Origin of the sequence: Streptomyces alboflavus, from assembly GCF_000716675.1 — a bacterium.
GTDB classification, from domain to species: Bacteria; Actinomycetota; Actinomycetes; order Streptomycetales; family Streptomycetaceae; genus Streptomyces; species Streptomyces alboflavus.
The window spans coordinates 233012-245483 of the sequence record NZ_JNXT01000001.1; the positions used below are offsets into that span (position 1 = coordinate 233012).

Here is a 12472-nt window from a genome sequence, read left to right on the forward strand (position 1 = left end):
CGCTGGTGACGGAGCGGGGCGTACGGGAGGTTCTGGGCGGGCGAGTTGCTGGTGGGGCAGGGGGCCTCGCGGGTGCGGCCCAGGCCCGCCCCTTCCAGATAGCGCCGGTGCGGCAAATCTCTTAGCCCGTCCGGCGTTTGAGGACGAGGCGCGGAGCGCCGATCAGCGGGGGTCCAGGGGGCGGCAGCCCCCGGTTTCGGAGAAGGGGCGGGACCGGGGCGCACCCGCGAGGGCTCAACCCCCCGCCAGCTCCAACTCCAGCAGCCACTCCACCACCTCGACCCGATGCCGCGCCTCGCGAGGATCCGCCCCCCAGACGTACAACCCGTGCCCAGCCACCACCACCGCAGGCATCCCCGGCGACAACGCGGCCTCCAGCCGATCACCGAGCACCCCCATGTCCTGACTGTTGCCGATCACCGGCAGGGTGACGGCCACCTCATGGGTGGGATGCCCGAGCCCCTTGAGCATCTCCAGGTCCCGGAAGGAGATCCCCTCCGGCCGCCGCCGCCCGAGCGCGACGGAGGCGACGGTGTGGACGTGCGCCACGGCCCCCGCCCCGGTGAGCCGCACGACCCGCGCGTGCAGCGCGGCCTCGGCGGACGGCCGCCCGGCCCCGATGGCGGCACCCCGGTCGTCGGTGAGGACGACGTCGGAGGGGGTCAGTTCGCCCTTGTCGCGCCCGCTGGCGGTGACGGCGAGCCGCACGGGATCGCGGGAGACGACGACGGAGAGGTTCCCGGAGGTCCCGCGCATCCAGCCGAAGGAGGCGAACCGCGCGGCCTCGGCGGCGAGGGCGGCCCCGGCCTCCTCGAGATCGAGGTCGAGGTCCAGGCCGACGTCGGCCCCACGGCCGGTGGTCCCGCTCATAGGCCCGTCCTCCGCTCAGAGAGCAACTCGATCTCACCGAAGGCGGCCGCCTCCGGATGCCCGCCGACCCCGGCGGCGAAGTACGGCTCCCCGACCCGCCGTACGCCCACGGTCCGCCACCCGGCGTCCCGCGCGGCGTCCAGCTCCCCGAGCCGGTCGGAGAGGAAGAGGGTGCGCCCCGCGGGCACGCCGACGGCGGCGGTGATGGCGCGGTAGGAGCCGGCCTCCTGCTTCGGCCCGGCGTTCTCGGTGTCGTACAGACCGCTGACGAGCCGGGTGAGATCACCCTCGGCGGAGTGCGTGAACCACGCGCGCTGCGCGGCCACCGACCCGGAGGAGTACACGTACAGGCGCAGCCCGGCGGCGTGCCACCGCCGAAGGACCGGAACGACGTCTTCGTAGAAGTGCGAGACGAGGTCCTTGAGGGCGAACCCCTCGGCCCAGAGGACGCCTTGGAGGGCTTTCAGCGGGGTCGCCTTGCGGTCCGCGTCGACCCACTCGCCGAGGACCTTCTCGACGCGCGCCGCGTCCGCGTCCGGTTCGCCGATCTCCGCGCGGACCTGTGCCACGGCCCGCGCCACCACGGGCTCGTCGGCCCGCCGGGTCAGGAGCTCGCCGAACCGCTCGCGGGCGTAGGGGTACATGACGTCCACGACGAAGCCGGTGGCGCTCGTGGTGCCCTCGATGTCGAGCACCACGGCGTCCACGGAGCCGGGCGGGAAGTGCACGCTCACGCGGTGGACTCCGCGTACCCCGCGTGGAGGGCGTCGAAGTCCGGGAAGCGCTCCGCGATGCGGCTGCCGGTGAAGTTCCCGACCCAGCCGTCCTCCTCGTGGAAGAAGCGGATGGCGGTGAATGACGGTGCCGTCCCCATGTCGAACCAGTGCGTCGTGCCGCGCGGCACCCCGAGCAGGTCGCCCTTCTCGCAGTAGACGGCGTGCACTTCGCCCGCCACGTGCAGATAGAAGATCCCGGCGCCCGCGACGAAGAAGCGCACCTCGTCATCGTCGTCGTGGGTGTGCTCGGCGAGGAACTTCTGCCGGGCCGCCTTGGCCTTGTCGGGCCACCCCGGGTCGTCGCTCGGATGCAGGGCGACCACGTCGACGGTCCGGAAGCCCTCTTCGGCGCCCAGCCGGTCGATCTCCGCGCGGTACGCGGCGAACACGGTGTCGCTGTCCGCGTCGGCGGGCACGTCCGCGCGGACCGGCCACTGTTCGTAGCGCACGCCGACGGGGGCGAGCGCGGCGGCGATCTCGGCTGGGTCGGTGGTGCGGCGCACGACGGTAGCGGGTCCGGACTCCGGCCAGGTGGTGAGGAGAGTCATGGGTCACTCCAGAAGGCAGTGAGTGATACGGGGGCGGGGCCGGACGCCTGTGCGGATCGTAGCCCGGAGCGCTCCGGGGCCACGAGGGGTTCCACAGCGTGGACGGCGGTCCGCGCCGTCGGCCCGTGGGGAAGGGGAGCGCTCAGACCTCGGACCAGAGCGTCGACGGTGCCTCGCGCCGCACCACCGGCGCGATCTCCTCCGCGAACCGCTGGAGTATCTCCACCTGTTCGCCGCGCGACAGGCCGAACCCGTCCACGGAGACCGACTGCAGATCGTGCCGGTACACCTCGTGGTAGCCGAGGATCTTGTCGATGATCTGCTGCGGGGAGCCGATGAGCTGCGGCCCGTCGGCGACGGCGTCCTCGATGGTGCGGAAGGGGGTGTTGTAGCCCGCCTTTCCTTCGAGGTGCGGCTTGAACGTCTGGCGCACCTTCGCCTCGTACAGGTCCCGGTAGCGGCTCACCGCCCGCTCCGCGCTGTCGGCGATGAGCAACCCGCCCGAGCCCGCCGCCACATGGGCGCGCGCCGGATCGTGGCCGTGTGCCTCGAACCGCTCCCGGTAGTGCGCGATGAGCTGCGCGTACGCGGCGCGCGGCTGGATGGCGTTGGCGGTGAACAGCGGATCGCCGTGCAGGGCGGCGAGTTCGGGGGAGTTGCGGGAGGTCGCCGAGCCGTGCCAGACGCGCGGCGGGCCCGCGTACGGGCGCGGCACGGTCGTCACGTCCTTCAGGGCGGGCCGGAACTCGCCCGCTCAGTCGACGTTCTCCTCGCGCCACAGCCGCCGCAGGAGTTCGTACTTCTCCTTCTGGAGGTCCCACTGCCGGGCCTCGTCGAGCCCGAACAGGTCGAAGTGGCCGGCCTCCGCGCCCTTGCCGATCACCAGCTCCACGCGCCCGCGCGAGAGCTGGTCGAGCGTCGCGTAGTCCTCGGCGACCCGCACCGGGTCGAGGATCGCGACCACCGTCACGCCGGTCAGGAGCCGGATGCGGGACGTGCGCGCCGCGAGCGCGCCGAGCACCACCGTCGGGCTCGACGACAGGAACGCGCCCGCGTGCCGCTCGCCCACCGCGTACGCGTCGTACCCGAGCCGTTCCGTCTCGACACCGACCTCGACGACGTCCTCGAACCGCTCGGCGGCGGAGGGGAGTTCACCGGTCAGGGGGTGGGGCGAGTGGGAGATGAGGGAAAGGACCTGAAACTTCATGCTTCAAATGTGCGGGGCGAACGTTGCGGGGGTGTGGCGGCGGTATGGCACACCCTGGAGAGGCATGAGCACTCCGTAGAAGCGTGAGCACCTCCGTAGAGGCATGCGTAAGGGGCGGCCGCCAGGGCGACCGCCCCTTACACCTGAGGTGAGTGTCAGGCCTTCTTGCCCAGCAGGTCCTCGACCTTGCCACGGACCTCGTCCGTCGCCAGGCCTCGGATCGTCAGCGTCGTACGGCGACGCAGCACGTCGTCGGCCGTCTCGGCCCACTCGTTGTCGCGGGCGTAGACGACCTGCGCCCAGATCTCCGGGGCGTCGGGGTGCACGCGCTCGGCCAGCTCCGGGTTCTCGTTCGCCAGGCGGGCGATGTCGAAGGACAGGGAGCCGTAGTGCGTGGCCAGGTGGCGCGCGGTGTCGGGCGCCATGCGCGGGCCCGGCGCCGGGCCGTCGACCAGGAGGCGGTGGGCGACCGCGCGCGGGTTGGCGATACCGGGCAGCGGCAGCTTCTTCGGCAGCTCGGAGATCGGCTCGTAGTCGTCACCGAGCGGGTGGCCCGGCAGCGACTCCAGCTTCTTCATGACCGTACGGCCGATGTGGCGGAACGTCGTCCACTTGCCGCCCGCGACCGACAGCATGCCGCCGCGGCCCTCGGTGACGACCGTCTCGCGCTTGGCCTTGGAGGTGTCGCCGGGACCGCCCGGCAGCACCCGCAGACCGGCGAAGGAGTACGTGATCAGGTCACGGGACAGCTGCTGGTCGCGGATGGAGAACGCGGCCTCGTCCAGGATCTGCGCGGTGTCGGACTCGGTGACGCGCACGTCCGCCGGGTCGCCCTCGAACTCCTCGTCGGTGGTGCCGAGCAGCAGCATGTCCTCCCAGGGCAGGGCGAACGTGATGCGGTACTTGTCGATCGGCGTGGCCAGCGCGGCCTTCCAGGGGGCGGTGCGCTTGAGGACCAGGTGCGCGCCCTTGGACAGGCGGATGGAGGGGGCCGCGTCCGGGTTCTCCATCTTGCGCAGGTGGTCGACCCAGGGGCCGGTCGCGTTCAGGACCAGACGGGCGTTGACGCCGAACTCCTCGCCGTCTATCCGGTCCTTGAGGTCGGCGCCGGTGACCCGGCCGCCGGTGAAGCGCAGGCCGGTGACCTCGGCGTGGTTGAGGACGGCGGCGCCGGCCTCGGCGGCGGCGCGGACCGTCATCAGGGCCATGCGCGCGTCGTTCATCTGGTCGTCGCCGTACACGGCCACGGCCTTCAGGTTGTCCGTGCGCAGCTCCGGCACGTCCTGCGCCGCCTTGGCGGGGGAGAGCAGGTGGCCGACGCCGTCGCCGAACGCGGAGAGCGCCGAGTAGGCGAAGACGCCCGCGCCGAGCTTGGCGGCGCCGTGCGGGCCGCCCTTGTAGACCGGCAGGTAGAAGGTGAGCGGGTTGGCGAGGTGCGGTGCCACCTGGCGTGACACCGCACGCCGCTCGAAGTGGTTCTCCGCGACCAGCTTCACCGCGCCGGTCTGCAGGTAGCGCAGACCGCCGTGGAGCAGCTTGGAGGAGGCGGAGGAGGTGGCGCCGGCGAAGTCGCCGGCGTCCACCAGGGCCACCCTGAGACCCGACTGCGCGGCATGCCAGGCGGTGGAGATGCCCAGGATTCCGCCGCCGATCACCAGGAGGTCGTAGGACGCCTTGGACAGACGTTCCCGGGTCTCGGCGCGGCTCGGCGCGCTGCCGGCCGCCGGAGGCGTGCCGAGAGCCGGAAAGGCGGGGCCGCTCTGCAGGGTGGTCATGGTTGCTTAACTCCTCGTCAGCTGAGCTGAGTGCGGTTCAGCTCTCGTCGTCCTCGAGCCAGCCCATGGTCCGCTCGACGGCCTTGAGCCAGTTCTTGTACTCACGGTCGCGGATGTCCGCGTCCATGCGGGGGGTCCACTCCGCGGCCCGGCGCCAGTTGGCGCGCAGGTCGTCGGTGGAGGACCAGAAGCCGACGGCGAGACCGGCGGCATAGGCGGCGCCGAGGCAGGTCGTCTCGGCGACCATGGGGCGCACCACCGGCGCGTCCAGGAAGTCCGAGAGGGTCTGCATCAGCAGGTTGTTGGAGGTCATGCCGCCGTCGACCTTGAGGGCCGCGAGCTCGACGCCGGAGTCCTTCGTCATGGCGTCGGTGATCTCACGGGTCTGCCAGGCGGTGGCCTCCAGAACGGCGCGCGCGATGTGCGCCTTGGTGACGTACCGGGTCAGACCGGCGATCACACCGCGGGCGTCGGAACGCCAGTACGGGGCGAACAGGCCCGAGAAGGCCGGTACGAAGTACGCGCCGCCGTTGTCGTCGACCGAGGACGCGAGCGTCTCGATCTCGGCGGCGGAGTTGATCAGGCCCATCTGGTCGCGCATCCACTGCACGAGCGAGCCGGTGACGGCGATGGAGCCCTCGAGGGCGTAGACCGGCTTCTGCTCGCCGATCTGGTAGCCCACGGTGGTGAGCAGTCCGGAGTACGAGTTGATGGCCTTCTCGCCGGTGTTCATCAGCATGAAGGTGCCGGTGCCGTACGTGGACTTGGCCTCGCCCTCCTCGAAGCAGGTCTGGCCGAACAGGGCCGCCTGCTGGTCGCCGAGGGCGGAGGCGACCGGGATGCCGCCCAGGATGTCGCCGAGCTTGCCGCCGGTGACCTCGCCGTAGACCTCGGCGGAGGAGCGGATCTCGGGGAGGATCTGGGTCGGCACGCCGATGGACTCGGCGATGCGCTCGTCCCACTCCATGGTGTGCAGGTTCATCAGCATGGTGCGCGAGGCGTTGGTGACGTCGGTGACGTGCTTGCCGCCGTTCACCCCGCCCGTCAGGTTCCAGATGACCCAGGAGTCCATGGTGCCGAAGAGGATGTCGCCCGCCTCGGCGCGCTCGCGCAGGCCGTCGACGTTGTCGAGCAGCCAGCGGGCCTTGGGCCCGGCGAAGTAGGAGGCGAGCGGCAGGCCCGTCTCGCGGCGGAAGCGGTCCTGGCCGACGTTGCGGCCGAGCTCCTTGCAGAGGGCGTCGGTGCGGGTGTCCTGCCAGACGATGGCGTTGTACACCGGCTCGCCGGTGTTCTTGTCCCACAGCAGCGTGGTCTCACGCTGGTTGGTGATGCCGATGGCCTTGATGTCGGCGCTGGTGATGCCGGCCTTGGAGATGGCCCCGGCGACGACTTCCTCGACGTTGGTCCAGATCTCGGTGGCGTTGTGCTCGACCCAGCCCGGCTTCGGGAAGATCTGCTCGTGCTCCTTCTGGTCGACGGAGACGATGCGTCCGTCGCGGTCGAAGACGATGCAGCGGCTGGAAGTGGTGCCCTGGTCGATCGCGGCGATGAAGGGGCCTGCGGTGTGTGCGTCGGTCACGGTGTGCTCCTGAAAGTCCGTCGGGTTCTCGGCGTGGTCGGCGTGGTCGCTCAGAACAGCTTGAAGATGTACGCGGCGAGAGCGCCGCCGATCAGCGGTCCGACGACGGGAATCCACGCGTACGACCAGTCGGAGCCACCCTTGTTGGGGAGCGGGAGCAGCGCGTGCACGACGCGCGGGCCGAGGTCACGGACCGGGTTGATGGCGTAGCCCGTGGGGCCGCCGAGCGAGAGGCCGATGCCGACCACGACGAGCGCGGTGATCAGGGCGCCGAGGACGCCGAGGCCGTTGCCGCCGTCGTTGAGGCCCTGGGTGAGGATCGCCAGGACGAGCACGGTCGTGGCGATGATCTCGGTGACCAGGTTCTGGGCGACGTTCCGGATCTCCGGACCGGTGGAGAAGATGCCGAGCACGGGTCCTGCCTTGGGCGCGGCCTTCAGGTCGACCATGCCCTCGTCACCGGACTTGGCGTTCACGATCTCCGGGTCCGTGAGGTGGGCCTGGAACTGGCCGTAGTACGTGGCCCACACGAGCACCGCACCGATCATGGCGCCGAGGAACTGCGAGCCGAGGTAGATCGGCACGTCGCTCCACTTGGTGCCGCCGTCCACGGCGAGGCCGACGGTGACCGCCGGGTTGAGGTGCGCGCCGGAGACGCCGCCCGCGAGGTAGGCGCCGGTCAGTACGGCGAAGCCCCAGCCGAACGTGATCGCGAGCCAGCCCGCGTCCTTGGCCTTCGAGCGCTTGAGCGTGACGGCGGCGCACACGCCACCACCGAGCAGGATGAGCACGGCGGTACCGATGGTCTCGCCGATGAAGATGTCGGAGCTGGACACCCGCGACTCCTTTGTCCTTCGTCCAGGGAAAGGCGAACCCCGGGTCCCTCCGGTGGTCCGCGCCCTCAGGTGAGGGCGTTGCCGACCCTGGCTTGCCCCACTGTAACGCGTAATGCCGTTAGGTGTTCGACAATGCCGACCGGTGGACGCGAGTCTGGCCGTGGGGTTACCAGCGCGTCAAGAGTTCTGTAATTGAAAACACGATCGTTATTGATCGTTCTGGGTTATCGCCGGAGTCGCAACCAGAAACGCGCGGGCGCGCGCCGGGCCCCAGGTCAGAACCGGCTCGCGCCCAGATCGCGGGAGACGGCCCGGGCGCAGTCCCGGACGGCGGCGATCAGCTCGGGCCGCAGCTCGCCCGAGGGGCACACCCGCTCCACGGCCCCCGTGATCCCCACCGCACCCACCGGCATCCGCCGCCGGTAGTGGATGGGCGCCGCCACGGACGCGATGCCCTCCCAGGTCTCCTCGACGTCCGCCGCGTACCCCCGCGCGCGCGTGAGGTCGAGGACGCCCTCGAACGCCTCCGGCGCGCTCACGGTGTGCGCCGTGAACGACTCCCGCTCGGCCTCCAGGGCCTCGCTGTGCGCCACCGGGTCGTACGCCGCGAGCACCTTGCCGAGCGCCGTGGAGTGCAGCGGCTGCATGGCGCCGACCTCCAGGACCTGGCGGCTGTCGTCGGGGCGGAAGACGTGGTGCACGATCAGCACGCCCTGCTGGTGCAGGACGCCCAGGTACACGCTCTCGCCGCTGGAGCGGGCCAGGTCGTCGGTCCACACCAGGGCGCGGGCGCGCAGCTCGTGCACGTCCAGATAGCTGTTGCCGAGGCGCAGCAGCTCCGCGCCCAGCTGATAGCGGCCCGATGCCGCGTCCTGCTCGACGAAGCCCTCCTGCTGGAGGGTGCGCAGGATGCCGTGGGCCGTGCCCTTGGCGAGTCCGAGGGCGGAGGCGATGTCCGAGAGGCCCAGCCGGCGCTCGCCGCCCGCCAGCAGGCGCAGCATCGCGGCGGCCCGCTCGAGCGACTGGATGTTCCGTGCCATCGCAGCCCTGTCCTCCATCCCCGGTTGACGTTCGACAATGCTGAACACTATCGGTCGTTGCCGACCTCTGGCTAAGGGTGCGTGCGCGGCGTTTGCGCCACGCGAGGTCGGCCGAACAGTTCCGGCCACGTGGCGAAGGGGTCCGCCCGCTGGGACGCTCTCACGGTGGGACCGGGGTCCCCGCTACCCTGGCCGGGTGCGGGTCCCCAAGGAACCCGCAAAGCCGACAGCCGTCGCACTCCAGGGAGCTCATTCATGGCCTCGTTGCCGACCCCCTCATCCGCTTCCTCGGTGGACACCTCCGCCGGGAACCGGGCCGACGCCCTCCGCGAAGCACTGGCGACCCGCGTGGTGGTCGCCGACGGAGCGATGGGCACCATGCTGCAGGCACAGGACCCCAGCCTCGAGGACTTCCAGAACCTCGAGGGCTGCAACGAGATCCTGAACATCACGCGCCCAGACATCGTGGCCTCCGTCCACCGCGAGTACTTCGCCGCGGGCGTCGACTGCGTCGAGACCAACACCTTCGGCGCAAACTACGCGGCGCTCGGCGAGTACGACATCCCCGAGCGTGTCTTCGAGCTCTCCGAGTCCGGCGCCCGCATCGCCCGCGAGGTCGCCGACGAGTTCACCGTCTCCACCGGCCGGCAGCGCTGGGTCCTCGGCTCCATGGGCCCCGGCACCAAGCTGCCCACCCTCGGCCACGCCCCGTACACCCTGCTGCGCGACGCCTACCAGCAGAACGCCGAAGGCATGATCGCGGGCGGCGCCGACGCCCTCCTCGTGGAGACCACCCAGGACCTGCTGCAGACCAAGGCCGCCCTCCTCGGCGCCCGCCGCGCCCTGGACGCCACCGGCGCCACCGTGCCGCTGATCTGCTCCGTCACCGTCGAGACCACCGGCACCATGCTGCTCGGCTCCGAGATCGGCGCCGCGCTGACCGCCCTGGAGCCGCTGGGCATCGACATGATCGGCCTGAACTGCGCCACGGGCCCGGCCGAGATGAGCGAGCACCTGCGCTACCTCGCCCGGCACTCCCGCGTCCCGATCCTCTGCATGCCCAACGCCGGCCTGCCCGTCCTCGGCAAGGACGGCGCGCACTACCCCCTGACGGCCTCCGAGCTGGCCGACGCCCAGGAGACCTTCGTCCGCGAGTACGGCCTGTCCCTGGTCGGCGGCTGCTGCGGCACCACCCCCGAGCACCTGCGCCAGGTCGTCGAGCGCGTCCGCGGCCTGACCCCGACCGTGCGCGACCCGCGCCCCGAGCCGGGCGCCGCCTCGCTCTACCAGACCGTGCCGTTCCGCCAGGACACCTCGTACATGGCGATCGGCGAGCGCACCAACGCCAACGGCTCGAAGAAGTTCCGCGAGGCCATGCTGGACGCCCGCTGGGACGACTGCGTGGAGATGGCCCGCGACCAGATCCGCGAGGGCGCGCACATGCTCGACCTGTGCGTCGACTACGTCGGCCGGGACGGCGTCGCCGACATGCAGGAACTGGCCGGGCGCTTCGCCACCGCCTCCACGCTGCCCATCGTCCTCGACTCCACCGAGGTGCCCGTCATCCAGGCGGGCCTGGAGAAGCTGGGCGGGCGCGCCGTCATCAACTCCGTCAACTACGAGGACGGCGACGGCCCCGAGTCCCGGTTCGCGAAGGTCACCGCGCTCGCCCAGGAGCACGGCGCCGCGCTGATCGCCCTCACCATCGACGAGGAGGGCCAGGCCCGCACCGTCGAGCACAAGGTCGCCATCGCCGAGCGCCTCATCGAGGACCTGACGACCAACTGGGGCATCCACGAGTCGGACATCCTCATCGACACCCTGACCTTCACCATCTGCACCGGTCAGGAGGAGTCCCGGGGCGACGGCATCGCCACCATCGAGGCCATCCGCGAGCTGAAGCGGCGCCACCCCGACGTCCAGACCACCCTGGGCCTCTCCAACATCTCCTTCGGCCTGAACCCGGCCGCCCGCGTGGTCCTCAACTCGGTGTTCCTCGACGAGTGCGTCAAGGCCGGCCTGGACTCCGCGATCGTGCACGCCTCGAAGATCCTGCCGATCGCCCGCCTGGAGGAGGAGCAGGTCAAGGTCGCCCTCGACCTGATCTACGACCGCCGCCGCCCCCAGCAGGGCGACGAGCCCGCCTACGACCCCCTGCAGCGGCTCATGGAGCTGTTCGAGGGCGTCAACATGAAGTCCATGAAGGCGGGCAAGGCCGAGGAACTCCTCGCCCTGCCGCTGGACGAGCGCCTCCAGCGCCGCATCATCGACGGCGAGAAGAACGGCCTGGAGGCCGACCTCGACGAGGCGCTCCTGGAGCGCCCCGCCCTGGACATCGTCAACGACACGCTCCTCGAGGGCATGAAGGTCGTCGGTGAGCTGTTCGGCTCCGGCCAGATGCAGCTGCCGTTCGTGCTCCAGTCCGCCGAGGTCATGAAGACGGCGGTGGCCCACCTGGAGCCGCACATGGAGAAGTCCGACGCCGAGGGCAAGGGCACCATCGTGCTCGCCACCGTGCGCGGCGACGTCCACGACATCGGCAAGAACCTCGTCGACATCATCCTGTCCAACAACGGCTACAACGTGGTCAACCTGGGCATCAAGCAGCCCGTCGCCGCGATCCTCGACGCCGCCCAGGAACACCGCGCCGACGTCATCGGCATGTCAGGCCTCCTGGTCAAGTCGACCGTGATCATGAAGGAGAACCTGGAGGAGCTGAACCAGCGCCAGATGGCCGCCGACTACCCGGTCATCCTCGGCGGCGCCGCGCTCACCCGGGCCTACGTCGAACAGGACCTGCACGAGATCTACGAGGGCGAAGTCCGCTACGCCCGCGACGCGTTCGAGGGCCTGCGCCTGATGGACGCCCTCATCGCCGTCAAGCGCGGCGTGCCCGGCGCCACCCTGCCCGAGCTCAAGCAGCGCCGCGTCCCCAAGCGGGACACGCCCGCCGTCGAGGTCAAGGAGCCCGAGGGCCCCGCCCGCTCCGACGTCGCGACCGACAACCCCGTGCCCACGCCCCCGTTCCGCGGCACCCGCGTCATCAAGGGCATCCAGCTGAAGGAGTACGCCTCCTGGCTCGACGAGGGCGCGCTGTTCAAGGGCCAGTGGGGCCTGAAGCAGGCCCGCGCCGGCGACGGGCCGACGTACGAGGAGCTGGTGGAGACCGAGGGCCGCCCGCGCCTGCGCGGTCTCCTCGACGAACTCCAGACCAAGAACCTGCTCGAAGCCGCCGTCGTCTACGGCTACTTCCCCTGCGTCTCCAAGGGCGACGACCTGATCATCCTGGACGAGCAGGGCAACGAACGCACCCGCTTCTCCTTCCCGCGCCAGCGCCGGGGCCGCCGGCTGTGCCTCGCCGACTTCTTCCGCCCCGAGGAGTCCGGCGAGGTGGACGTGGTCGGCCTCCAGGTCGTCACCGTCGGCTCCCGGATCGGCGAGGAGACCGCCAAGCTCTTCGAGGCCAACGCCTACCGCGACTACCTGGAACTGCACGGCCTGTCCGTGCAGTTGGCCGAGGCCCTGGCCGAGTACTGGCACGCCCGCGTCCGTTCCGAGCTGGGCTTCGGCGGCGAGGACCCGGCGGACGTCGAGGACATGTTCGCGCTCAAGTACCGCGGTGCCCGCTTCTCCCTCGGCTACGGCGCCTGCCCCGACCTGGAGGACCGCGCCAAGATCGCCGAACTCCTCCAGCCGGAGCGCATCGGAGTCGAACTCTCGGAGGAGTTCCAACTCCACCCCGAACAGTCGACGGACGCGATCGTGATCCACCACCCGGAAGCGAAGTACTTCAACGCGAGGTAATAAAGCCCGTCCGGCGTTTGAGGACGAGGCGCGAAGC

8 protein-coding genes and 1 pseudogene are annotated in these 12472 nt (G+C 70.8%); 1 reads left to right on the forward strand and 8 read right to left on the reverse strand.

Annotated elements, in window-relative coordinates; all coding sequences use genetic code 11:
* Positions 1–234 precede the first annotated feature (234 nt).
* From mtnB to OO63_RS01030, 8 genes and pseudogenes are all read right to left on the reverse strand, one after another.
* On the reverse strand, positions 235–870 hold the full coding sequence (gene mtnB / locus OO63_RS00995; RefSeq protein ID WP_051810400.1) for a methylthioribulose 1-phosphate dehydratase: 636 nt from the start codon (positions 868–870) through the stop codon (positions 235–237).
* Positions 867–1604 carry an acireductone synthase gene (gene mtnC, locus OO63_RS01000; protein WP_030356224.1) on the reverse strand — a complete coding sequence of 246 codons (738 nt, stop codon included), beginning with the start codon at positions 1602–1604 and terminating at the stop codon, positions 867–869. Before mtnC ends, mtnB begins: the two co-directional genes overlap by 4 nt.
* A complete protein-coding gene (locus OO63_RS01005; protein ID WP_030356225.1) occupies positions 1601–2194 on the reverse strand; it encodes a 1,2-dihydroxy-3-keto-5-methylthiopentene dioxygenase in 594 nt (197 codons plus the stop codon). The genes mtnC and OO63_RS01005 overlap by 4 nt, the downstream gene beginning before the upstream one ends.
* Before the next feature lie 142 nt (positions 2195–2336).
* A pseudogene (locus OO63_RS41220) lies at positions 2337–3401 on the reverse strand (LLM class flavin-dependent oxidoreductase).
* A gap of 155 nt (positions 3402–3556) precedes the next feature.
* Positions 3557–5176, reverse strand: a complete 1620-nt coding sequence (locus OO63_RS01015) for a glycerol-3-phosphate dehydrogenase/oxidase (RefSeq protein ID WP_030356226.1) — start codon at positions 5174–5176, stop codon at positions 3557–3559.
* Positions 5177–5213: 37 nt separating this feature from the next.
* Positions 5214–6755 (reverse strand): glycerol kinase GlpK, encoded by a 1542-nt coding sequence (gene glpK / locus OO63_RS01020; protein ID WP_030356227.1) that lies wholly within the window; start codon positions 6753–6755, stop codon positions 5214–5216.
* A gap of 50 nt (positions 6756–6805) precedes the next feature.
* Entirely contained in the window at positions 6806–7591 is a 786-nt protein-coding gene (locus OO63_RS01025) for an MIP/aquaporin family protein (protein WP_030356228.1), read from the reverse strand.
* A 275-nt stretch (positions 7592–7866) separates the two neighbouring features.
* Positions 7867–8631, reverse strand: a complete 765-nt coding sequence (locus OO63_RS01030; protein WP_033263661.1) for an IclR family transcriptional regulator — start codon at positions 8629–8631, stop codon at positions 7867–7869.
* 255 nt (positions 8632–8886) lie between these two features.
* On the opposite strand from OO63_RS01030, the gene metH reads away from it, so the two are divergent.
* Positions 8887–12435, forward strand: coding sequence for a methionine synthase (metH, locus tag OO63_RS01035; RefSeq protein ID WP_030356230.1), 3549 nt, complete (start codon positions 8887–8889; stop codon positions 12433–12435).
* The last annotated feature ends 37 nt before the right edge of the window (positions 12436–12472 follow it).